The sequence below is a fragment of the Micromonospora sp. NPDC005298 genome (assembly GCF_040607375.1).
Lineage (GTDB): Bacteria > Actinomycetota > Actinomycetes > Mycobacteriales > Micromonosporaceae > Micromonospora.
Window position 1 is genome coordinate 1 of sequence record NZ_JBEXGP010000017.1, and the last position, 21,954, is coordinate 21,954.

Annotated in this window: 23 protein-coding genes; 15 read left to right on the forward strand and 8 right to left on the reverse strand. The window is 72.1% G+C overall.

The window, feature by feature from the left end; genetic code table 11:
* A partial coding sequence (locus ABZS77_RS21395) for an endo-1,4-beta-xylanase (RefSeq protein WP_354825410.1) occupies nucleotides 1-777 on the forward strand: 777 nt, incomplete at its 5' end.
* 65 nt (nucleotides 778-842) lie between these two features.
* On the opposite strand, the gene ABZS77_RS21400 is transcribed toward ABZS77_RS21395, so the two are convergent.
* The gene (locus ABZS77_RS21400) at nucleotides 843-1,547 is read right to left on the reverse strand and encodes a DUF1223 domain-containing protein (protein WP_354825413.1); all 705 of its coding nucleotides are present in this window, start codon (nucleotides 1,545-1,547) and stop codon (nucleotides 843-845) included.
* Nucleotides 1,548-1,648: 101 nt separating this feature from the next.
* Here ABZS77_RS21400 and ABZS77_RS21405 point away from each other — a divergent pair, with 101 nt between their 5' ends.
* Together ABZS77_RS21405 and ABZS77_RS21410 are read left to right on the forward strand one after the other, a co-directional pair.
* The gene (locus tag ABZS77_RS21405; protein WP_354825416.1) at nucleotides 1,649-1,939 is read left to right on the forward strand and encodes a GNAT family N-acetyltransferase; all 291 of its coding nucleotides are present in this window, start codon (nucleotides 1,649-1,651) and stop codon (nucleotides 1,937-1,939) included.
* A gap of 8 nt (nucleotides 1,940-1,947) precedes the next feature.
* On the forward strand, nucleotides 1,948-2,670 hold the full coding sequence (locus tag ABZS77_RS21410) for an isocitrate lyase/phosphoenolpyruvate mutase family protein (RefSeq protein ID WP_354825419.1): 723 nt from the start codon (nucleotides 1,948-1,950) through the stop codon (nucleotides 2,668-2,670).
* Between the two features lie 93 nt (nucleotides 2,671-2,763).
* On the opposite strand, the gene ABZS77_RS21415 is transcribed toward ABZS77_RS21410, so the two are convergent.
* Both ABZS77_RS21415 and ABZS77_RS21420 read right to left on the reverse strand, forming a co-directional pair.
* The gene (locus ABZS77_RS21415; protein WP_354825422.1) at nucleotides 2,764-3,690 is read right to left on the reverse strand and encodes a 5'-3' exonuclease; all 927 of its coding nucleotides are present in this window, start codon (nucleotides 3,688-3,690) and stop codon (nucleotides 2,764-2,766) included.
* A gap of 59 nt (nucleotides 3,691-3,749) precedes the next feature.
* Nucleotides 3,750-3,977 carry a hypothetical protein gene (locus tag ABZS77_RS21420; protein WP_354825425.1) on the reverse strand — a complete coding sequence of 76 codons (228 nt, stop codon included), beginning with the start codon at nucleotides 3,975-3,977 and terminating at the stop codon, nucleotides 3,750-3,752.
* A gap of 121 nt (nucleotides 3,978-4,098) precedes the next feature.
* Here ABZS77_RS21420 and ABZS77_RS21425 point away from each other — a divergent pair, with 121 nt between their 5' ends.
* Nucleotides 4,099-5,166 (forward strand): DUF4037 domain-containing protein, encoded by a 1,068-nt coding sequence (locus ABZS77_RS21425; RefSeq protein ID WP_354825428.1) that lies wholly within the window; start codon nucleotides 4,099-4,101, stop codon nucleotides 5,164-5,166.
* 12 nt (nucleotides 5,167-5,178) lie between these two features.
* Here ABZS77_RS21425 and ABZS77_RS21430 read toward each other — a convergent pair whose 3' ends face one another.
* Nucleotides 5,179-6,447 carry an MFS transporter gene (locus ABZS77_RS21430; RefSeq protein WP_354825431.1) on the reverse strand — a complete coding sequence of 423 codons (1,269 nt, stop codon included), beginning with the start codon at nucleotides 6,445-6,447 and terminating at the stop codon, nucleotides 5,179-5,181.
* Between the two features lie 81 nt (nucleotides 6,448-6,528).
* Here ABZS77_RS21430 and ABZS77_RS21435 point away from each other — a divergent pair, with 81 nt between their 5' ends.
* Complete coding sequence (locus tag ABZS77_RS21435; RefSeq protein WP_354825434.1) at nucleotides 6,529-7,416, forward strand: winged helix-turn-helix transcriptional regulator; 888 nt, start codon at nucleotides 6,529-6,531, stop codon at nucleotides 7,414-7,416.
* Nucleotides 7,417-7,453: 37 nt separating this feature from the next.
* Here ABZS77_RS21435 and ABZS77_RS21440 read toward each other — a convergent pair whose 3' ends face one another.
* Nucleotides 7,454-8,824 (reverse strand): glycosyl hydrolase family 18 protein, encoded by a 1,371-nt coding sequence (locus tag ABZS77_RS21440; RefSeq protein ID WP_354825436.1) that lies wholly within the window; start codon nucleotides 8,822-8,824, stop codon nucleotides 7,454-7,456.
* A gap of 203 nt (nucleotides 8,825-9,027) precedes the next feature.
* Between ABZS77_RS21440 and ABZS77_RS21445 the strand changes: the two genes are divergently transcribed.
* The 3 genes from ABZS77_RS21445 (at nucleotide 9,028) to ABZS77_RS21455 (ending at nucleotide 11,847) form a co-directional block, all read left to right on the forward strand.
* Entirely contained in the window at nucleotides 9,028-10,137 is a 1,110-nt protein-coding gene (locus tag ABZS77_RS21445) for a Xaa-Pro peptidase family protein (protein ID WP_354825439.1), read from the forward strand.
* Nucleotides 10,134-11,276, forward strand: a complete 1,143-nt coding sequence (locus ABZS77_RS21450) for an acyl-CoA dehydrogenase family protein (RefSeq protein ID WP_354825443.1) — start codon at nucleotides 10,134-10,136, stop codon at nucleotides 11,274-11,276. The genes ABZS77_RS21445 and ABZS77_RS21450 overlap by 4 nt, the downstream gene beginning before the upstream one ends.
* A 64-nt stretch (nucleotides 11,277-11,340) precedes the next feature.
* The gene (locus tag ABZS77_RS21455) at nucleotides 11,341-11,847 is read left to right on the forward strand and encodes an Lrp/AsnC family transcriptional regulator (protein WP_354825445.1); all 507 of its coding nucleotides are present in this window, start codon (nucleotides 11,341-11,343) and stop codon (nucleotides 11,845-11,847) included.
* On the opposite strand, the gene ABZS77_RS21460 is transcribed toward ABZS77_RS21455, so the two are convergent.
* Nucleotides 11,777-12,388 (reverse strand): histidine phosphatase family protein, encoded by a 612-nt coding sequence (locus tag ABZS77_RS21460; RefSeq protein WP_354825448.1) that lies wholly within the window; start codon nucleotides 12,386-12,388, stop codon nucleotides 11,777-11,779. The two genes, ABZS77_RS21455 and ABZS77_RS21460, sit on opposite strands and share 71 nt — an antisense overlap.
* Nucleotides 12,389-12,472: 84 nt before the next feature.
* A complete protein-coding gene (gene rox, locus ABZS77_RS21465) occupies nucleotides 12,473-13,888 on the reverse strand; it encodes a rifampin monooxygenase (RefSeq protein WP_354825759.1) in 1,416 nt (471 codons plus the stop codon).
* A 392-nt stretch (nucleotides 13,889-14,280) separates the two neighbouring features.
* On the opposite strand from rox, the gene ABZS77_RS21470 reads away from it, so the two are divergent.
* The 5 genes from ABZS77_RS21470 to ABZS77_RS21490 all read left to right on the forward strand — a co-directional run bounded on the left by ABZS77_RS21470 (nucleotide 14,281) and on the right by ABZS77_RS21490 (nucleotide 17,706).
* A complete protein-coding gene (locus ABZS77_RS21470; protein WP_354825450.1) occupies nucleotides 14,281-14,475 on the forward strand; it encodes a CsbD family protein in 195 nt (64 codons plus the stop codon).
* Between the two features lie 76 nt (nucleotides 14,476-14,551).
* Nucleotides 14,552-14,893, forward strand: coding sequence for a YnfA family protein (locus ABZS77_RS21475; RefSeq protein WP_354825453.1), 342 nt, complete (start codon nucleotides 14,552-14,554; stop codon nucleotides 14,891-14,893).
* A gap of 227 nt (nucleotides 14,894-15,120) precedes the next feature.
* Nucleotides 15,121-16,020 carry a polysaccharide deacetylase family protein gene (locus ABZS77_RS21480; RefSeq protein WP_354825456.1) on the forward strand — a complete coding sequence of 300 codons (900 nt, stop codon included), beginning with the start codon at nucleotides 15,121-15,123 and terminating at the stop codon, nucleotides 16,018-16,020.
* A 49-nt stretch (nucleotides 16,021-16,069) separates the two neighbouring features.
* Nucleotides 16,070-16,636, forward strand: a complete 567-nt coding sequence (locus ABZS77_RS21485; RefSeq protein ID WP_354825459.1) for an RNA polymerase sigma factor — start codon at nucleotides 16,070-16,072, stop codon at nucleotides 16,634-16,636.
* On the forward strand, nucleotides 16,633-17,706 hold the full coding sequence (locus ABZS77_RS21490; protein WP_354825462.1) for a hypothetical protein: 1,074 nt from the start codon (nucleotides 16,633-16,635) through the stop codon (nucleotides 17,704-17,706). The genes ABZS77_RS21485 and ABZS77_RS21490 overlap by 4 nt, the downstream gene beginning before the upstream one ends.
* A gap of 54 nt (nucleotides 17,707-17,760) precedes the next feature.
* On the opposite strand, the gene ABZS77_RS21495 is transcribed toward ABZS77_RS21490, so the two are convergent.
* A complete protein-coding gene (locus ABZS77_RS21495) occupies nucleotides 17,761-19,167 on the reverse strand; it encodes a lysine 2,3-aminomutase (RefSeq protein ID WP_354825465.1) in 1,407 nt (468 codons plus the stop codon).
* 152 nt (nucleotides 19,168-19,319) lie between these two features.
* Here ABZS77_RS21495 and ABZS77_RS21500 point away from each other — a divergent pair, with 152 nt between their 5' ends.
* Nucleotides 19,320-20,369, forward strand: a complete 1,050-nt coding sequence (locus ABZS77_RS21500) for a zinc-binding alcohol dehydrogenase (protein ID WP_354825761.1) — start codon at nucleotides 19,320-19,322, stop codon at nucleotides 20,367-20,369.
* A gap of 4 nt (nucleotides 20,370-20,373) precedes the next feature.
* A complete protein-coding gene (locus ABZS77_RS21505; RefSeq protein ID WP_354825468.1) occupies nucleotides 20,374-21,939 on the forward strand; it encodes an amidohydrolase family protein in 1,566 nt (521 codons plus the stop codon).
* Nucleotides 21,940-21,954 lie beyond the last annotated feature (15 nt).

Sequence of the window (21,954 nt, forward strand, 5' to 3'; positions counted from 1 at the left end):
TGTTACAACGACTACAACACCGATGGGGTGAACGCGAAGTCGACGGGGATCTACAACATGGTGCGGGACTTCAGGTCCCGTGGTGTGCCGATCGATTGTGTGGGGTTCCAGTCGCATCTGGGTACGACGTTGGCCGGTGACTATCAGGCCAATCTGCAGCGGTTCGCTGATCTGGGTGTGGATGTGCAGATCACCGAGTTGGACGTGATGACCGGCTCCAACCAGGCCAACATCTTCGCCTCGGTCACCCGCGCCTGCATGAACGTCTCCCGCTGCACCGGCATCACCGTGTGGGGCGTGCGCGACTGCGACTCGTGGCGCGGCTCGGACAACGCGCTGCTGTTCGAGTGCGGGGGCAACAAGAAGGCCGCGTACACGAGCGTCCTGAACGCCCTCAACGCCGGCGGCACCACGCCTCCGCCCACGACGCCTCCGCCCACCACTCCGCCGCCGACCACGCCTCCGCCCACCACGCCTCCGCCGGGCGGTGGTTGCACGGCGTCGGTGTCACTGAACTCGTGGACCGGCGGGTTCGTGGCCACCGTGAAGGTGACCGCCGGCTCGTCCGGCACGAACGGCTGGACCGTCAGCGTGACGCTCGCGGGCGGCGCGAGTGTCACCAACACCTGGAGTGCGTCGGCCAGTGGCTCCACCGGCACCGTGCGGTTCACCAATGTGGACTACAACGGTCGGCTCGGAGCGGGCCAGGGCACCGAGTTCGGCTTCCAGGGCAACGGTAGCGGAGCCGGCCTGACCCCCACCTGCACCGCCAGCTGATCACGGGCGTCGGTGCGGAGGACCGCCACCGGTCCTCCGCACCGGCCCGGCGCGTGTCGTACCCGTCATCGCCCCTCGGCCGGCAGGTCGGCGGCCGTGGCACCGACGACGGCCCGGTTGCCCTCGTGCTGCACGTACGCGATCACGCCGGCCCGCCGGGGATCCACGGTCCGCGGCGCCCGCACCTGCACCCGGGCCTGCCCGCCGTCCAGGGTCACCGACGTGAAGGCGCGGACCACGTTGTCCTGCCGCAGGGTCCGCCCGGCGTTCTCACCCCGGGTGACCTCGCTGTTCAGGCCGCGCTCCACGACCGCCACGTTCACCACCGCGTGCTGCGGGTGCTCCTCCGCCCGGACGTCCACCACCACCCGGCGTTCGCCGTCGAACTCCCGCACCGACAGGGCTACCGGCGTGGTGGGCGTCGCCGCCAGGGCGGACGCGATCGCCTGGGCGGCACGCCGCCGGTCCGACCCGACGAACTCGTCGGTGCCGTTGACGATCATCTGCGGGGTGTAGAGGCGTCCGGAGCCGAAGGCCCGCGCGTACGACTCCTGCCGCGCGGTGTACGCGGCGTCCGCGAACGGGTCCGGCCAGCCCAGGTCGTCCCAGTAGTCCACGTGGAAACCGAGGGCGAAGACCGGCTGTGCCCGCCTCCGGGCGTCACCGTCGATCTCGCTCAACAGTTCCTCCGCCGGAGGGCAGCTCGAACACCCCTGCGAGGTGAACATCTCCACGACGGCGAAACCGCCGTCCGTCGTCAGGTCCGTCACGGCGGGTCTCCTCCCACGGTCCTCCGGCGGCTCTGCGATTCCCGTTACGGTCACGAGGATGCGTGCGCACCCTGTGATTGGATGATCCGGTGCAGTTCACCGTGACAGACGCGCCAGCGCGGGAACGCTTCGAGGCGCGCGACGAGGCGGGCGCGCTCGCCGGCATCGTGACCTACCAGTTGACCGGCGGCATCATCGCCTACACCCACACCGAGGTGGACCCCGCGTTCGAGGGCAGGGGCGTCGGCTCGACCCTCGCCCGCGCGGTGATGGACGACGCGCGGGCCAAGGGCCGGACGGTCGTGCCCATCTGCCCGTTCCTCGCCGAGTGGCTGACCAAACATCCGGAGTACGAGGACATCGTGGCCCGGTCGACGCGGAAGATGAAATAGGGGTACGAGTGACCACGAAAGCCGCCACCTTCCGATCCCTGCACCACGGCCGCGCCGCCGGCGACCCGCTCGTCCTGCCGGGGCCGTGGGACGCGGCCAGCGCTCGGGTCTTCGCCGACTCCGGATTCCCCGCCCTCGCCACGCCGAGCGCGGGGATCGCCGCCTCCCTGGGGTACGAGGACGGTTCCACGCCACCCGAGGAGATGTTCGCCGCGGTGACCCGGATCGTCCGGGCCGTTGCCGTGCCGGTGTCCGCCGACGTCGAGGGCGGCTACGGTCTCGCCCCCGACGAACTGGTCGGGCGGATCCTCGACACCGGCGCCGTCGGCTGCAACCTGGAGGACTCCGAGGGCGACGGCACCCTCAAGGACCCGCAGCGGCACGCGGACTGGCTGGCCGAGGTGCGGGCGGCGGCGGGCGACGCGCTGTTCGTCAACGCGCGCGTCGACACGTTCCTGTTCGGGACGGGCGACCCAGCCGACGCGGTGGCGCGGGCCCGGCTGTACGTGGCCGCCGGCGCCGACTGCGTCTACCCGCTCCGGGCGCCGACCGAGGTGCTGCCGGTGCTCCTCGACGGCATCGAAGGCCCGCTCAACATGGCCGCCGGCCCGTCGCGGGAGTCCGTGGCGGAGCTGGGGCGGCTGGGCGCCACCCGGATCACCTTCGGCCCGGGGATGCAGCGGTACGCGATGGGGACGGTCAACGAACTCGCGGTGGCGCTGCGCGTCTGAGCCGCGCGCCCGGACGGGGACGCCGCGCCCTGCGAAGCCCCGGCGACGCGCGCCCGCAGGAACCCCGGCGACGCGCGCCCGCGGGGCCCGGGCTCAGGCGTCGACGCGGGCGGCGAGGGCGTCCACCAGGCGCCGGGTCGACCCGGCCAGGTTGCACCGGCCGGCCAGGTCGAGCAGCCGGTCCGGGTCGACCGGCGCGGTCGGCAGCGCGGTGGGCAGCTCCGGCAGTGGCACGTCCAGGGCGACCCGGACCACAGTCGGCGCGACGGCCAGGTAGTCGCGGGCCGCGGCCAGCTTGGTGCGCAGGCCCGGTGCGAAGGACGAGTCGGAGTCGTCGAGCGCGGCCAGGATGCCGGCGATGCTGCCGTACCGCTCGATGAGCCGGGCGGCGGTCTTCTCACCGACGCCGGCGACTCCGGGCAGCCCGTCGCTGGGGTCGCCGCGCAGCGCGGCGAAGTCCGCGTACCGGTCGGCCGGCACGCCGTAGCGCGACCGCACGGCGGCGTCGTCGCAGTCGTCCAACTTGGCCACCCCGCGCCCCACGTAGAGCAACCGGACGCCCCGGGCGTCGTCGACGAGCTGGAACAGGTCCCGGTCGCCGGAGACCACCTCGATCGGGCCGGGCTGGGTCACCGACAGCGTGCCGAGCACGTCGTCCGCCTCGTAGCCGGTCGCGCCGACGGACGTGATGCCGACGGCCTCCAGCACCTCCAGGATCATCGGCACCTGCGGGGAGAGCGTGTCCGGTACGACCTCGCCGCCCTGCGGGGCCACCCGGTGCGCCTTGTACGACGGCAGCAGGTCGACCCGCCACGCCGGGCGCCAGTCGTAGTCGAGGGCGCAGACCATCCGGTCGGCGCCCCGCACGCGGATCAGGGTGGCGAGCATGTCGAGGAAACCGCGCACCGCGTTGACGGGGGTGCCGTCCTCGGCCTTGGCGGCGGACTCCGGAATGCCGAAGTAGGCCCGGAAGTAGAGGCTCGCTGCATCGATCAGCAGGATCGGGGGTCGGTGTGCCACGCCGAACAGCCTGGCACAGCCCTCCGACGATCCGGGGTACCCCCGGCCGCCCGGTGCTGTCAGCGCTGGTCGTCGTGCCGGTAGACGGTCTCCCGCCGGGCCAGGTGCTGGACCACGTAACTCGCCACCAGCAGCAGGATCGCGACCACCACCTCGACCCAGGCCGCGACCCCGTCGGCCAGGGTGAGACCGATGATCAGCAGGACCAGGCCGACGAGCGCCAGCACCCCGGCCCACAGTTGTCGGCGATGCCGTGTCGCCGTCCGGTCCGCCTCGTTCCCTGCCACGTCGGTCCTCCCGGCCGGGGTCGCCCGCGCGGGACCCCGATCCCAGGCTAGGGCCGCCAGGGACGCGCCGGGCCGGAAAACGACCGTGCGGGCTGCTCGCCGTGCGGCGCAGACTGCCGGTATGGCGTTTCTTCCCGGTCTGACGGTGGCCCGGCGCTACCACGACGAGGTGGTCGCGCCGATCCTGCGCCGCCGGTGTCCCGATCTGCCGTACGCGGCCGGACTGCTCGACGGCGGCTCGGAGCTGCTCGGCCTGGACACCGTGCGGTCCACCGACCACGACTGGGGGCCGCGTCTGCAACTGTTCGTCCCGGCCACCGAGGTGGCCCGGGTCCCCGCGGTGCGCGCCGCGCTCGACGCCGATCTGCCGGTGGAGTTCCTCGGCTGGCCGACCCGCTTCGTCGGCGGGGACGGGCGACTGGGCGTCCCCGACCCGGTGGGCAGCCGGCACGGCGTCGACGTCGTCGAACTGACCGGCTGGTGGCGCGACCGGCTCGGCTTCGACCCGGCCGCCGGGGTCACCACGGCGGACTGGCTCGCCACCCCGACGCAGCGGCTGGCGGAGGTGACCGGCGGCGCGGTCTTCCACGACGGTCTCGGTGGCGCGCTGACGGGCCGGCGTACGGCGGTCAGCTGGTATCCGACGGACGTGTGGCGTCACGTGCTCGCCTCCGCCTGGACGCGGATCGCCCAGGCGGAGCACCTGCCCGGCCGGTGTGCCGAGGTCGGTGACGAGTTGGGCAGCCGGGTGGTGACCGCAGGGCTGGCGCGGGATCTCATGCGGCTCGGTCTGCTGCTGCACCGCCGGTGGCCGCCGTACGACAAGTGGCTCGGTACCGTCTTCGGCGGGCTGGACGATGCCGAGCCGGTGGTCGTGGCGCTGGCCGCCGCGCTCGGCCCGGACGACTGGGCGCGGCGCCAGGCGGGGCTGGCCGAGGCCCTGGAGACGGTGGCCCGCTGGACCGACGAGACCCGTCTCGCGGCGCCGGTGCGCGCCCGGGCGCGGCCGTTCCACAGCCGACCGTTCCTGGTGCTGCACGCCGAGCGGATCGCCGCCGCGCTGAGTGCCGCGGTGACCGACCCGGCGCTGCGTGCCCGGCCGCTGGTCGGCGCGGTCGACCAGTACGTGTACAGCGTCGACGTCCTCACCGACGCGGCGCGGGTGCGCCGGATCGCGGGCGGCGTCTGATCCGCCGCCCGGTCACCGGCCCCCGACAACGACCGTCGACGAAGCGGGGCGGCTCGGCTCGTCGTGGTCGGTGAGGTCGCGCAGGTGCCGGACGGGGGAGAGTAGCAGCACCAGCGGCGCGCAGACCAGTGTCGCTGCGAAGACGAACAGGGTGGCGCGGGCGCCCAGCGGCCCGGCCAGCGCGCCGGCGACCAGCCCTCCCACCGGGATCGCTCCCCAGGACACGAACCGCACGGTCGCCATCACCCGGGAGAGCAGGTCGGGTGGGCTGGCGATCTGCCGGTAGGTCCGGGTGGTCACGCTCAGCACCACCGTCCCGAGGGAGAAGACGACGCTGCCGGCGGCGAAGGCGGCGTACGCCGGCCACCCGGTGCCCCAGGGGATGAGGAACGCGCCGACGACGCTGGTGAATCCGGCGGCGACCAGGGCGCGGGCGGTGCCGACGCGGGTGGTGATCCGGGTGGTGAGCGCCGCCCCGACCAGCGCGCCGACCCCCTCGACGGCGAGCAGGACACCGACCAGGCCGATCGGGGCGTGCAGCTCGCGGACCAGGTAGAGCGGGTGCAGCGCGAACTGCGCGCCGCAGACGAAGTTCATCGCCGTCGCGGCCCACATGCTCGGCCCCATCACCGGGTGGTGCGCGACGTAGCGCCAGCCCGCACGGATCAGCTCACCGATCGGGGGCCACCGGTCCGGCGCGTCGACGCGGGTGGCGGGCAGGGTGCGCAGCAGGGCCGCCGAGACGAGGTAACTGGCCGAGTCCACCAGCAGGGTGGGCACCGCGCCGAGTGCCTGCACGGCGAGTCCACCGAGGGACGGGCCGCTGAGCAGGGTGGCGGCGTGGGTGGCCGAGGTGAGGCTGTTGCGGGACTGCAACTGCTCGCGTTCGACGATGCTGGGCAGGAAGGTCGAGTTGGCCACGTCGAAGAGAACGTTGGCGAAGCTGACCACGAGCGCGGTGACCACCAGGTGGGCGACGGTGAGGTGGCCCCACCACCAGGTGAGTGGGATGGACGCGACGGCGACCGCACGGGACAGGTCGGCGCCCACCTGGGCGCCGCGCAGCGGCAGGCGCTGCACGATGACGCCGGCCGGCAGCCCGATCACGATCCAGGCGACGTAGCTGGCCGCGGCGATCACGCCCAACTGGAACGGGGAGGCGTCGAGGACGGTGAGCGCGGTCAGCGGCAGGGCGACCGCGCCGACCGCCGACCCGACCATGCTGGTCGTGCCGGCGGTCCACCAGCGCCAGAACACCCCGGCCCGTTCGTCGACGTGCATGTCGCCGTCCCCCGTTCGCCAGGCTGGTGCGTTCCAAACTGGAACGGACTATAGTCGGAGCCCGAGCAACGGAGGTGGTGGGTGCGGCGAGAGGACCTCGCCGATGCGGACTGCGGCATCGCGCAGGCGCTCGGCGTACTGGGGGACTGGTGGACGTTCCTCATCGTGCGCGACGTCGCCGGCGGGACGACCCGCTTCGACGCGCTGCAACGCGAGCTGGGCGTCAGTCGACGGGCGCTGACCGAGCGCCTCGGCGCGCTGGTCGAGCACGGTGTGTTGCAGCGCCGGCCGTACTCTCGCCACCCGCCGCGCTACGACTACCTGCTCACCGCGAAGGGCGAAGGGCTCCTGCCGGTGCTGATCGCCCTCCAGGACTGGGGGACGAGGCACCTGATGAGTGACGGAGAGTTGACCGCGACGGCCGACGCCGGCTCCGCCGAGGCGCGCCGGGCACACGACCTGGTCGGGCGGCGGCTGCCCGATGTCGTGCTGCCGGGCCCCGACGGGCAGCCGGTGGCGGTGGCAGCGACGGGCGCGTGGAGCGTGCTCTACCTCTTCCCCGGGGCGTACGCGCCGGGAACACAGGGCTATCCGCCGGCCTGGTCGGAGATTCCCGGCGCGCGGGGCTGCACCCTCGAATCGACCACCTACGCGAAGAGGCACCCGGACTTCCAGGCCGCCGGGGTACGGGTGTACGGGATCAGCACACAGCGGCCGGACCAGCTCGCCGACTTCTCCGCGTACGCCGGGCTGCCGTTTCCGCTGTTGTCCGACCAGGACGGCCGGCTGGCCGCCGGGCTGCTGCTGCCCGTCTTCCACACCGGTGGGATGACCCGGTTCAAGCGGCTGACGCTGCTGGTCGACCCGCAGGCGGTGGTGCGAGCCGTGCAGTTCCCGGTCACCGACCCGGCCGGCTCGGTGCAGGAGATGCTCACCCTGGTCCGCGAGCACACGAGGGTCCCCGGCTGACGCGGGGCGTCGACCGGGGACCGTCGCGACCGAACCGTCAGGCCGGGAGCGTCCAGCGCTGGTTGGCGCCGGCGAAGCAGTCCCAGATCTGCAGCCGCGTGCCGTCGGCGGAGCTGTTGTCCGAGGCGTCGAGGCACTTGTTCGACTGCGGATTGCGCAGGGTGCCGTTGGACTGCGCCTGCCACACCTGCGCGCCGCTGCCGTTGCAGTCCCAGAGCTGGACCTTGGCGCCGTTCGCGGTGGAGCCGCTGGCGACGTCGGCGCACTTGCCGAGGGCGCGCAGCGTGCTGTCGCCGGCCACCGTCCAGGTCTGCGCGGTGGTGCCGTTACAGGTCCAGAGCTGGATGGCGGTGCCGTTGGCGCTGCTGGCCGACGCCACGTCGACGCACTTGCCGCCGATGCCGGTGATCCGGCCGGTACGACCGCTCGGCGGCGGGGTGGTGCCGCCCATGATGGTGTCGTACATGGCGCTGACCAGGGAGGTCGAGCCGGTGGTGTCCTGCGACAGCTCCCAGTTCATTACGCCGCCGGCGTTGGCCAGGGCCCACTGCGTCTTGCGCTTGACCGTCGGGACGCCGTTGTAGCACTGCTGCGCGCCGCCGGCGGTGGTGCAGTCCCGGTTGGCGTTCGCCGGGTCCAGCGCGACCAGGGCCGAGTACGTGAAGTAGCCGGGGCGGCTGTAGAACGGGATGCCGAGCACGGCCTTGCTGGCCGGCAGGCCGCGGGCCTTCCACAGGTTGATGCTGTTGATCGACCAGTCGTAGTTCGAGTGCGGGCTGCCGCCGTCGTACGCCATGATGTTGAGCCAGTCGACCTGGTTGAACACGGCCGTCTGCACGCCGTCGAGGTAGTAGCCCTCGCTGACCACGGCGGCGGTGAGGAGCTTGCCGCGACTGTGCATCGCGCTGCCGAGCTGCGTCATGAGCGCCGTGTAGTTGTTGGCCGAGGCACCCGGGTCGGGGTACTCCCAGTCCATGTCGACACCGTCGAGGTTGTACTGGTTGACGAAGTTGACCAGGTTGTTGACGAAGGTCGTCCGGCTGCCGGAGTTGGCGGCGAGAGCCTCGAACGCCGAGTCGTTGCCGTCGTTCCAGCCGCCGACGGCGATCGACACCTTGACGTTGTTGGTGTGCGCCCGCGAGACCAGCGAGGAGAGTTTGCTCGGGTTCTCCACCGCGCGCAGGCTGCCGTCGTTGTTGGGCAGCACGAACGCGTAGTTGATGTGGGTCAGCTTGTTGTACTGGATGGTGTTGACGTCGCCGGCCCACGAGGGCATGTAGCCGACGCTCTTGAAGTTGTTCGGCAGCACGACGGCCTGCGCGGCGGTTGGGGCGAGGGTGAGGGTGGTGCCGGCGGTGGCCAGCGCGAGCAGGCCGGCGGCGAGGGCGCGGCGCAGTGGTGAGGACATCGGGGGCCTTCCCGTGGGCGGGGGACGACGCCCGTCCGCGCAGGGTTGTCGCGGACGGGAGGTACGGCGGCAGGAACGGGTGGGCCTCGAGGCAGCCAAATCTTAAAGAGTGTTAACTGTCGGCGTCAATCAAAGTTTGTGGATTTCCTTCGTTCCGGTTGTCCGCATTCGAGCAACGCCCAAACGACCGTTAAGCTGAGGGGGTGGGAATCGACGAGCTGTACCCGCCCGATCGGCTGATCGCCGCGCAGCGCGCCACGGCCGCCGCCGGTCTGGACGCCCTGCTGCTCACCCCCGGCTCCGACCTGCGCTACCTGACCGGGTACGACGCCCACGCCGGCGAGAGGCTGACCTGCCTCGTGCTGCCCGCCGACGGTGAGCCCACACTCATCGTGCCGAGACTGGAACGCCCCGCCGCCGAGGCCGGCTCGACCACCGGAGTGCGGATCGTCGACCACCCCGACGGCGCCGACCCGTACCCCCTGGTCGTCGCCGCCCTCGACGGCCCGCCGGCGGCGGTCGGGCTCGCCGACCGGATGTGGGCCGAGCAGGTCCTCGCCCTGCGCGCGGCGCTGCCCGGCGCCACGCAGCGGCTCGCCGGCGAGGTCCTGCGCGAGCTGCGGATCCGTAAGTCACCGGCGGAGATCGCGGCCCTCGCCGACGCCGGCGCGGCCATCGACGAGGTGCACCTGCGGATGGGGGAGTGGCTGCGCCCGGGGCGGACCGAGGCCGAGGTGGCCGCCGACATCGCCGGCGCGATCCGCGCCGCCGGCCATGTCAGCGTCGACTTCGTGATCGTGGCCGCCGGGCCGAACGGGGCCAGCCCGCACCACGGCACCTCGGACCGGCCGATCGGCGTCGGCGAACCGGTGGTGGTGGACATCGGCGGCACCATGGCGTCGGGCTACCGCTCGGACTGCACCCGCACCTACGTCGCGGGCGCCCCGGCCCCGGCCGACTTCCTCGACTACTACGAGGTGCTGCGCGACGCGCAACGCGCCGCCGTGGCGGCGGTGCGGCCCGGCATCACCGGAGAGCAGGCCGACGCCGCCGCCCGCGAGCCGATCGCCGCCGCCGGCCACGGCCCGGCGTTCCTGCACCGCACCGGCCACGGCATCGGCCTCGACGGGCACGAGGAGCCCTACCTGGTGGCCGGCAACGACCGACCGATCGAGGCCGGGATGGCGTTCTCCATCGAGCCGGGCATCTACCTGGCGGGCCGGCACGGCGCCCGCATCGAGGACATCGTCGTCTGCACAACGGACGGCGTGCAACGGCTCAACACCACCCCCACGGAGCTCATCGCGCTATGACTGTCGACCGGATCCTCCCCAGCGACGAGGCCCACGACCTGCTGGACCTCGCCACCGAGCTCGCCGACCGCGAACTCGCCCCGAAGGCCGCCGGCTTCGAGGAACGCGCCGAGTTCCCCCGCGAGGTGCTGCGTACCCTCGGCCGGGCCGGCCTGCTCGGCCTGCCCTACCCCGAGGAGTACGGCGGTGCGGCCCAGCCGTACGAGGTGTACCTCCAGGTGCTGGAGATCCTGGCCAGCCGGTGGCTCGCGGTCGCCGAGGCGGTCAGCGTGCACACCCTGTCCTGCTACCCGGTGGCCGCGTTCGGCAGCGACGAGCAGCGCAAAATGCTGCCGGACATGCTCGGCGGCGAGCTGCTCGGGGCGTACTGCCTCTCCGAGCCGCAGGGTGGCTCGGACGCGGCGGCGTTGAGCACCCGGGCCGTGCGCGACGGCGACTCGTACGTCGTCTCCGGCACCAAGGCGTGGATCACCCACGCCCGGGTGGCCGACTTCTACAACATCTTCTGCCGCACCGGCGCGTCCGGCCCGAAGGGGATCTCCTGCCTGCTCGCCGACGCCGGCACCGCCGGCATCACCCCGCAGGCGGCGGAGCGGACCATGGGGCTGCGGTCCTCGCCGGTGGCGCAGATCGCGTTCGACTCGGCGCGGGTGCCGGCCGAGCGGCTGATCGGCGGAGAGGGCGTGGGCTTCACCATCGCGATGTCGGCGCTGGACTCCGGCCGGTTGGGCATCGCGGCGTGCGCGGTCGGGCTGGCCCAGGCGGCCCTTGACTACGCGGTCTCGTACGGCCGGGAGCGCCAGCAGTTCGGCAGGTCCATCATCGACTTCCAGGGGCTCGGTTTCCTGCTCGCCGACGCGGCCACCCAGATCTCCGCGGCCCGCGCGCTGACCCTCGCGGCGGCCCGGCTGCGCGACGCCGGCCGGCCGTACTCGATCGAGGCGGCCAAGGCCAAGCTCTTCGCCACCGACATGGCGATGCGGGTGACCACCGACGCGGTGCAGGTGCTCGGTGGCGCCGGTTACGTGAGTGACCACCCGGTGGAGCGGTACATGCGCGAGGCGAAGGTGCTCCAGATCGTGGAGGGCACCAACCAGATCCAGCGGCTGGTGATCTCCCGGGCGCTCGCCAAGGGCTGAGACGGCGGTTCCGCGGTCGCGTTCGTCGTCGCCGTCGCGGCGATTTCCCGGTAGGTTGCTCGCCGTGGAGGAGATCGACCGCGCCATCGTCGCAGCGTTGACCGCTGACGGCCGCCTGTCGTACACGGATCTGGCCGAGAAGGTGGGCCTGTCGGTGTCCGCGGTGCACCAGCGGGTGCGCCGGCTGGAGCAGCGCGGGGTGATCAAGGGGTACGCCGCCCGGGTGTCGTTCGAGGCGCTGGATCTGCCGCTGACCGCGTTCGTGGCGATCCGGCCCTTCGACCCGTCGCAGCCGGACGACGCCCCGGAGCGGCTCGCGCACCTGCCCGAGATCGACTCGTGCTACTCGGTGGCGGGGGAGGACTTCTACCTGCTGCTGGTGCGGGTGGCCAGCCCGGCGGACCTGGAGCGGGTGCTCCAGGAGATCCGCACGTCGGCGAACGTGACCACCCGTACGACCGTGGTGCTGTCCACTCCGTACGAGAACCGGCCGCCGAAGATCAGTGCCGGGCCGCCGAGTCGGTCGCGGTCCCGGGTGCCGGAGGAGCCGGCTGGTTCCACCGCAGGATGACCCGGCGGTCGTGCTCGTGACCGAGCACGCTGACCGTTGCGGTGTCCAGGCGTAGCCGTCCACCGGCCGACGGGGGCATGCCGATCCAGCGGGCGCCGAGCACCCGCAGGCTGTGCGCGTGGCCGACGAGCGCCACGGTGCCCCGGTCCAGCAGCGGGGTGACCCGGGTCAGCACCCGGTCGAGGCGTTCGCCGACCTGCGCGGGTGACTCGCCGCCGGGGCAGCCGTCGGTCCAGATGTTCCAGTGCGGCTGGTTCTCGTGGATGTCGACGGTGGTGCGGCCCTCGTACTCGCCGTAGTTCCACTCGCTGAGGTCCTCGTCGACGGTGTCGACGGTGAGCCCGGCGAGCTGCGCGGTGCGCAGGGCCCGGGCGCGGGGGCTGGCCAGCACGGTCACGAACCGCCGCCCGGCCAGGAACGCCGCGAGGGTGCGGGCCTGCCGCTCGCCGTCGGGGGTCAGCTCCAGGTCGGTGTACGAGGTGTGCCGTCGGCTGGCACTCCAGGTGGTCTCGCCGTGCCGGATCAGCAGGAGCTCTCCCATCCGGTCAGTTAACCACCGCCGCCGGGCCGGCACCCGGCGGTTGTGGCGTGGACGGCGCCGCACGCCCGACGGCGCGGGTGCGGATCAGTCGCCCGGTGTGCCGAACCAGCGCGCGAGGTGGTCGTTCAGGTCCTGCTGATCCTCGCCGACCCAGGCGACGTGACCGTCCGGGCGGAGCAGGACGCACGGAACATCCAGTGCCGCGCTCGGATCGGCGAGGTGGTCGACGCGGTCCGACCAGCCGCCGACGGTCAGCCGTCCGGTGCGGTCCAGCAGCAGGCCACGGCCGCGGTGCAGCAGCCCGTAGAGGTGACCCTGTCGCACCGCGACGTCGCGCAGGCGGCGGCCGATCAGGTCGTGGCCCGCGCCGAGGTCGTACCGGATGTCGACCGCGGTGATCTTCTCGATCAGGTGGCGGTTCACCTCGTCGAAGTCCATCAACCTGGTGAGCAGCCTGCGTACGGCCTGCGCGCCCGGCGTGGTGGACAGCAGCTCCGTCTGGGCGCGGGTGTTGTCCAGCACCTCCTCGGCGACCGGGCGGCGTTCTGCCTGGTAGGTGTCCAGCAGGGGTTCGGGCGCCCAACCGCGGATCTGGGCGGCCAGCTTCCAGCCCAGGTTGAACGCGTCCTGGACGCCCAGGTTGAGGCCCTGGCCGCCGATGGGGGGATGGATGTGTGCCGCGTCGCCGGCCAGTAGCACCCGCCCGACCCGATACCGTTCGGCGAGCCGGGTGGCGTCGCCGAAGCGGGACATCCAGCGCGGGGAGTGCACGCCGAAATCGGTTCCGGCGACGGCGCGTAACTGTTGCCGGAAATCGTCGAGGGTGACCGGCTTCGCGCGGTCGCTGACCCCCGCGGCGGGCACGAGGACGCTGTACATCCCCCGGCCCGCGGGCCGGAGCCAGAATCGGTGGTGGTTTCCGCGGATCCCGGCCACCGTGGTGGCGATCTCCTCCGGCGTAAGACCGACCGACATCTCGCCCATCAGGGTCTCGTTCCGGGTGGGCTCGCCGGGAAATCCGACACCGAGCAGTTTGCGTACCGTGCTGCGCCCGCCGTCACAGCCGACGAGGTAGCGCGTGCGCAGCTGTGCCCCGTCGGCCAGCTCGACAGTCACACAGTCGTCGTCCTGCTGGAGACCGGTGACCGCGCAACCGCGCCGGATCTGCGCGCCCAGTTCGATCGCGTGCTCCGCGAGCAGGTGCTCGATGACCGGCTGCGGGATGCCCAGCAGATAGGCGTACGCGGAGTCCAGGTTCGTCGGCGCGGGCTTGGGGATGGCGGCGAAGAAACCGCCGGCCGGACGCCGCCTGCCGTGCGGGAGGATGCGATCCAGGAGTCCGCGCATCGCCATCAGTTCGAGGCTGCGGATGTGCAGACCGACTATGCGCACGAACGACGTGGGCTCGTCCTGCTTCTCCAAAACCAGAACCCGTACATCGTGCAGTCGTAGTTCGGCGGCCAGCATCGCACCGGTCGGCCCGCAGCCGGCGATGATCACGTCGAGGTGGGGAGCGCGCTCGGCGCCGGAGTGTCGTTCAGGTGCGTCGTTGGACGACGACGCGGCGGTGAATGGCTGAGGTCGCACAGGTGTTGCCCTTCGGGGAGTGCCGCTTGGCGTGGCGCTCCCGGCGACACCTACGTCGGTCGCCCGCCCGTGACGGGGAGGGGAGCACCCAGATCGACAGCGTTCATGGGTCTCACCTCCTCGGGCCGTGTCACGTTCGACTGCAAGCTACAAGCTCGTCCGTCGCGGCGTCCATCGCTTTCCGCCGCCACCCCACAACCTATCTTCCTAGGATGCCTTACCGGGTGTGCCAACCGGCACCGCCGGTTTCAGCACCCGGAGAGCGGGCAAGCGAGCCGGGACAAACGCCAGACCGAGGAGGCGCGATGAGCTTCACCGAGAAGGCAAAGAAGAAGGTTGAGCAGATGGCCGGCGCCGCGAGGGAGCGCGTCGGCGACATGACCGACAACGAGCGGATGCGTGGCGAGGGCGCCAGCCAGCAGAGCGACGCGCGCGCCAAGCAGGCCGGTGAGAACGTCAAGGACGCCGGCCGCAACGTGAAGGACTCCTTCACGAAGTGACCTGAGCGGTTCCACGGGTCCCCGGGAGGCACCGCCTCCCGGGGACCCGTCGTCGTGCGGCGACTAGGGTCGCGGGGTGACCGTGCTGCGTTCCCTGGTGTTGTTCGCGCTGGCGGCGCTGGCCGAGATCGGCGGCGCCTGGCTGGTGTGGCAGGGCTGGCGTGAGCAGCGGGGCCTGTGGTGGATCGCGGCCGGTGTGGTCGCGCTGGGCTGTTACGGCTTCGTCGCCACGTTCCAGCCGGACGCGAACTTCGGCCGGATCCTGGCCGCGTACGGCGGGGTGTTCGTGGCTGGCTCGTTGGGCTGGGCGATGGTGGTGGACGGCTTCCGCCCGGACCGCTGGGACCTCGCCGGCGCGGGCCTGTGCCTGCTCGGGGTCGCGGTCATCATGTACGCCCCGCGTGGCGGCACGGCCTGACCCTCGTCCCGTGTGGCCTCCGCCGCCGGCGGAGCCGTCACGTTCGGTGGCCTTCCGGCTGGCACGGTCGCTGTCCGGCCGTATACCAGGGAGTCATATTCATACCGCTGAGGTATATCGCCCGGCGGAGCGACACCTTCCACGCGCGTCCGCTCCGCCGGCTGTGGGCTCCCACGGCGGCACGCGCGGGGCGGTGAGACGCCCTCACGTCTGCGATGATCTGCGGCGTGATCCGCGCTCGGCTTCGCCCGGCCCTCGGCGTCCTGGTGGTGGTGGCCGTGCTCGGGGGCGGCGGCTGTACGGCGTCCCGGGTTCCGCCAGCGGACCAGCCGGTCTTCGTCGGCTCGTCCGCCTCGTCGACCCCGTCCGCGTCCCCGCCGCCCGCCACACCATCGGTCGGTGTGCCGTCGCCAGCGCCGGGCGGCACCGTTGCGGGTGCGACGCCGATCGGGACCAGGGCGCCGGTGGTCGATCACGGGCCGCGGGTCGGCAACAAGGTCGCGTTGACGTTCGACGCGGACATGACCGACGCGATGCTCGCCAACCTGCGCACCGGGCGGGTGCGGTCGTACGCGAACCTACGCATCCTCGACCTGCTGGAGCGGGAGCAGGTGCCGGCGACGTTCTTCCTGACCGGCAAGTGGGTGCAGCGGTACCCCGAGGTGACCCGGCGGATCGCCGCCAACCCGCGCTTCGAGTTGGCCAATCACACCTATGGGCACGCGGCGTTCACCCGGGACTGCTACGACCTGCCCGCGCAGCCGGTCGGCGAGTTGCGCGACGACGTGGCGAAGACGTTCGAGGTGCTCGAACCGTACGGGGGTCGACAGACGCGCTACTTCCGGTTTCCGGGGCTGTGCCACGACGCGGCGGCGCTGGACGCCCTGGCGCCGCTCGGCGTGACGGTGGTCGACGGGGACGTGGTCAGCGGCGATCCCTTCGCGACGGCGTGGAAGCCGCTGGTGCGGGCCGTGGTGGACCACGCCCGCCCCGGGTCGGTGGTGGTCATGCATGTGACCGAGGCGAACGCCGCGATGACCGACGAGGCGCTCCCGCGCATCCTGGCCGGGTTGCGCGAGCGAGGGCTGGTGCCGGCGCGGCTGTCCGAGGTGCTGGCCGCCGCCTGAGTTTCGCGCGGCCTGTCACGGTCGGGGTCGCGCCGGACATGGAGTGGACGTGAGCTCCGGCATTGAGTACTACGAGGACCGCTTCCGGCGCGCCTACCTTGAGGACTTCGAGCCGCTGTTGGCGTTCGCGCTGCGCAGGGTGACGCATCCGGAGGACGCGGCGGACGTCGTCGCGGAGACCTTCCTGGTGGCCTGGCGTCGTCGGCATGACATGCCGGCCGATGCCGAGGCCCGTCTGTGGCTGTACGGGGTGGCCCGGCTGGTGTTGGCCAACCACCATCGCGGTGGGGTGCGTCGGCAGCGGCTGGGGGAGCGGTTGCGCCGGCAGATCGTGGCCACGGTCGCCGATCCGGGCAGTGAGGTGCCCGAGCGGCTCGCTGTGCGGGCGGCGTTGGCGGGTCTGGGTGAGCTGGACCGGGAGGTGCTGATGCTCACCGTCTGGGAGGGACTGCAGCCGCGTGAGGTGGCCGCGGTGCTGGGGGTCAGTCCCGCTGTGGTCCGGACCCGGTTGTCGCGGGCGCGTGCCCGGTTGCGGGAGGTCGTGGGTGACGGCTCCGGGCCGCCCGGACATGTACTGGACGTGTTGACCGCAGCGACCCGGAAGGAGGAGAGGTGACCGAGGAGCAGCTGGACCGGTTGGTTCGTGACGTCGACCCCGCGCGGCTCGATGTCATCGAGGGCCTTGGCGGGGTGAAGCAGGCCCTTTTGGAGGAGATCATGTCGGAGTCGACGCTGCACCGGTTCGTGGAGTCGGCGCCACGGCGGCCGGGGGCGGGGCGCGGTGTGCGTCGTTTCGCCGCTCTGGCGACGGCGGCCGCGGTGCTCGCCGGCGTCTTCTCCGTGTCCATTCTGGTGCGCGAGCCCGAGGAGGTCGGTGAGGCGGTTCCCGAAGCGTCCGCTGGCGCTCCGGTGGTCTACTCGCCGGTGGCGATGCGGGCGGCGGAGAAGAATCCGCGGTTGCTGATCAACCAGCCTGGCTGGAGGGCGACAACCGTGTACGGGTTCGCCCAGGAGTCCGGCACCATCGCATTCCGGCGAGGCGATCGCGAGCTGGAGATGAACTGGTATCCGGCTGACATCTACGCGGTCCGTAACGCCGACCGGCTTGACGTCGGTCGGCCTGAGGCGGTGGAGGTCGATGGCTGGCCGGGGGATCTGTTCCGGTATTCCGCCAGGGACTTCGCGGTGATACTTCGTCCCCGCGACGGCGTCTACGTCGAGATGCGTACCGGGGACAACTGGTCCCGCAAGGAGTTGAACGGGGTCCTCGCGGCGGTCGTCCGCGTGGACGCTCGTACGTGGTTGGGTGCGCTTCCGCCGGAGATCGTCGTCCCTGACCGGGTGCGGGCGCGGGCGGTGGAGGTGCTCGCCGACGTGCCGCTCCCGCCGGGGTTCGACGTCGAGACGCTGGCCGATGTCGGTGTCAACGACCCCTACCAGTTCGGTACCGCCGTGACGTCGCGGGTCGGTTGTGGGTGGATCGCGGAGTGGCAGCGGGCGCGCGCGGCCGGGGATGAGGCCGGGGTGCGGCGGGCGGTTGACGCGTTGCGCAGCAGTCACGGGTGGCGGGTGTTGCGGGACATGGACAGGGCCGGTGACTGGCCGGAGGTGTTCTGGGAGTACGCCGACGAGATCGCGGCCGGGACGTTGCGGCCGGGATACGCCCGGGGCCTGGGCTGTCGGTGACGGAAAGACGACGACGCCCCCGGGAGATCTCCCGGGGGCGTCGTCGTCGGTGGGTCAGTCGTCGCGGTGGTCGTTCCACCACTGCTGGCCGTCGGCGGGCAGGGTGTCGATCGGGTCGTAGTAGGCGTAGCGCTTGTTGAGCGCCTCCGTGTCGGCGGACTCGATGGAGGTGCGGTAGTTCTTGGTCCAGTAGGAGATGCCGCGGTCGCGGTCGTAGTCGGTGAGCATGTGTACCCAGCGCTTACCGACGAAGGGGACGTCGCAGACGATGCGGGGGGTGGCGTACCCGGGCAGGTAGCCCATGATGTCGTGCTGGAGTTGCTGGGCGTGCCAGACCGGGACGCGCCAGTGTTCGGCGTTGGGGATCATGTCGCACATGTAGAAGTAGTACGGCAGGATCCCGGCCTCTCCCTGGAGCGCGAAGCAGAGGTCGAGCAGCTCGGGGGTGGTGGCGTTGACGCCGCGCATGAGGACGCCCTGGTTGCGGACGTCGCGGACGCCGACGTCGAGGGCGGTCTGGGCGGCCTTGGCGACCAGTGGGGTGAGCGACTGGGCGTGGTTGACGTGGGTGTGGATGGCGAGGTTGACGCCTCGGCGGGCGGCGGTGCGGGCGACGCGTTCGAGGCCTTCGACGACGTCGGGCTGGAGCCAGTGCTGGGGCAGGCCCATGAGGGCCTTGGTGGCGAGCCGGATGTCGCGGACCGTCTCCAGTTCCAGCAGGCGCATGAGGTACGACTCGAGGTTGCGCCAGGGCACGTTGGCCACGTCACCGCCGGAGACGACGACGTCGCGGACGCCGGGGTGGGCCTTGAGGTAGGTGATGTGGGCGTCGTAGCGGTCGACGGGCTTGAGGGTGAGCTTGAGCTTGTCGACGGCGGGGGTGGAGTTGCCGACCAGGTCCATGCGGGTGCAGTGGCCGCAGTACTGGGGGCAGGTGGAGAGCAGTTCGGCGAGGACCTTGGTGGGGTAGCGGTGGGTGAGGCCCTCGGCGACCCACATGTCGTGTTCGTGGAGGCTGTCGCGGCTGGCGTAGGGGTGTGAGGGCCAGTCGGTGCGGCGGTCGGAGGCGACCGGGATCATGTAGCGGCGGATGGGGTCGGCGAGCAGCGCCTCGGTGGTGAGGGGCGCGAACGGCACCATCGTGTTGATCATTTGTGGTGGCACCAGCATGGACATGGTGGCCAGGGCCTTCTGGTCGGCCTCGAGGTCGGCGTAGAAGGTCTCGTCGATCAGGTCGCCGAAGACGGCGCGGAGCTGCTTGGTGTTCTTGACGCAGTTGACGCGCTGCCACTGGGCGGATTCCCACTGGTCGCGGGTGACGTGGCGCCAGCCGGGGAAGCGGGTCCAGTCGGGTTCGACAAGGGGGCGGCGGTGGTATTCGTATGGCTGCCCGGCGGTCGGTGCGGCGACCGGGGCGTGACGGGGTTGAGGGATGGTCTCAACCGGTTGGGTCTGGGTCACGGCCCCTCCTCGGTGCTGCGGCTGATCAACGGGCTCGAAGGCTACTGGAAAATATTCGGTACAGAAACTAGTCTGCCGTAAGTTTTCCCGTTACGCGAGCCTTGACCGGGGCTTCGGGCGGCTGGACAGGGGAGGTCGGCGTGACGTCACCGGTGGGACTGCACCGCGTCGTGGAACCGGCGGGGGTGCTGCCGCAGGCGGCCTGGCGGTTGGACGCGTCCGCCGCCATCGCGCCGAACGAGGTACGGATCCGGGTGCAGCGGCTCAACCTGGACGCGGCGAGCTTCCGGCAGTTGTCGGAGAAGCACGGCGGTGACGGTGACGCGGTCCGCGCCGAGGTATTGGAGATCATCTCGACGCGGGGCAAGATGCAGAACCCGGTGACCGGGTCCGGCGGGATGCTGATCGGTACGGTCGAGGAGGCGGGTCGGCGTTCCCCGCTCGGGCTCCGGCCCGGTCAGCGGGTCGCGACGCTCGTGTCGTTGACGTTGACGCCGCTGGTCGTGACCGACGGGCTGGCCCGCTGGGACGGCCGCAGCGAGCAGGTGCCGTGTGACGGGTGGGCGATCCTGTTCGCGCGGTCCATCGCCGCGGTGCTGCCCGACGACGAGGATCCTCAGATGTCCCTGGCCGTGCTGGACGTGTGCGGGGCGCCCGCGCTGACCGCCCGGGTGGTGTCGCGGTACGTGGAGGATCGTCGGCGTGCCGGTGACCCGACGCCGGTGCGGGTCGCGGTGATCGGTGGGGCGGGTAAGAGCGGCTCGCTGTCCCTCGCGGCGGCGCGGCGGGCGGGCGCCGCCCGTACCGTCGGGGTGGTGCCGGTGGCGGCGGAGCGCGACGCGCTGACGGCCGCCGGTCTGGCGTCGGTGGTGGCGTTGGCCGACGCGCGGGACCCGGTGGGGTTGTCCACGGCGGTGACCACCGCCCTGGGCGCGCCGGCGGACGTGACTGTGGTGTGCGTGGACGTGCCGGGATGTGAGCACGGCGCGGTGCTGGCCACGGCGGACGGCGGCACGGTGATCTTCTTCTCGATGGCGACGAGTTTCTCGGCGGCCGCGTTGGGCGCCGAGGGGCTGGCGGCGGACGTGACGATGCTGGTGGGCAACGGGTACGTGCCGGGGCACGCGGAGTTGGCGTTGGGGTTGTTGCGCGCCGAACCGGGGGTGCGTCAGCTTTTCGCGGCGCGGGTCGCGGCAGACTGAGGTCATGACGAACCCCTCGACGTTGTACCGCGGCGGCGTGCTGCACTGTCCCGCCGATCCGAGTGCGACCGCGCTGCTGGTGTCCGGTGGACGGATCGCCTGGTTGGGGACCGCCGGTGACGCGCCGCCGGCCGACCGGGTGGTGGACCTGGGCGGGGCGCTGGTGACGCCGGCGTTCGTGGACGCGCACGTGCACGCCACCGACACCGGGTTGGCGTTGTCCGGGCTGGAGTTGTCCGGGGTGCGTTCGGCGGGGCAGTTGCTCGACGCGGTGGCGGGGTTCGCGGCGGGTCTGCCGGCCGACGCGGTGGTGCTGGGGCACGGCTGGGACGAGTCGGGTTGGTCGGATCCGGCGTTGCCGGACGCGGCGGCGTTGGACCGGGCGGCCGGGGGCCGGCGGGTGTACCTGTCGCAGGCGTCGATCCATTCGGCGTTGGTGTCGTCGGCGTTGCTGGCGGCGTGTCCGCAGGCGGCGGACGAGGCCGGGTACGACGCGTCGGGCTGGTTGCGTCGGGACGCGCACCATGTGGTGCGGGCGGCGGCGCAGGGGTCGGTGAGTCGGGCGCAGCGGGTGGCCGCGCAGCGGGTGGCGCTGGCGCACGCGGCGTCGCTGGGTATCGCGGCGGTGCACGAGTGCGGTGGTCCGGGCATTTCCGACGAGGAGGACTTCACCGGGCTGCTGGGCATCTCGGGCGCCGGGTTGCCGGAGGTGTACGGGTACTGGGGCGAGTTGGGTGGCGCGGCGCGGGCCCGGGAGTTGGGTGCGGTGGGCGCCGGTGGTGACCTGTTCGCCGACGGGGCGCTGGGGTCGCGTACGGCGCACGTGTCGCAGCCGTACGGCGACGGTGACGGTTGTGGGCACGGGTACCTGTCGGCGCAGCAGGTGCGTGACCACCTGGTGGACTGCGCGGCGCACGGCATGCAGGGCGGTTTCCACGCGATCGGCGACGCGGCGATCGGCACGGTGCTGGAGGGTTTCGCGGCGGCGGCTTCGACGCTGGGCGTGGAGCGGCTGCGCGCGGCGCGGCACCGCGTCGAGCACGCGGAGATCATGAACAAGCGGATGATCGCCCAGTTCGTGGAGTACGGGGTCGTGGCGAGCATGCAGCCGGCGTTCGACAGGTTGTGGGGCGGCGCGGGTCGGATGTACGAGGCGCGGTTGGGGTTGGACCGGTCGTTGGAGTCGAACCCGATGGGTGCGATGCACTCGGTGGGTGTGGCGTTGGCGTTCGGGTCAGATTCGCCGGTGACGCCGCTGGACCCGTGGGGGTCGGTGCGGGCGGCGGCGGCGCACCACAATCCGGCGCAGCGGATGGGTGTGCGGTCGGCGTTCGCGGCGCACACCCGGGGCGGCTGGCGGGCGGTGCACCTGGACGCCGAGGGTGTCCTGGCGCTGGGTGCGCCGGCGACGTTCGCGGTGTGGTCGACGCCGGCCGGGGTGGAGCGGGGCCTGCCGGTGCTGCTGGCCGAGGATCCGGAGTTGCGGGGTCCGGACGATCCGACGCCACTGCCGGTCTGCCGGCGCCTGGTGCTGCGCGGTGAGGTCATCTACGAGGAAGGGTCGTCGTGAACGAGCGGACGAGCG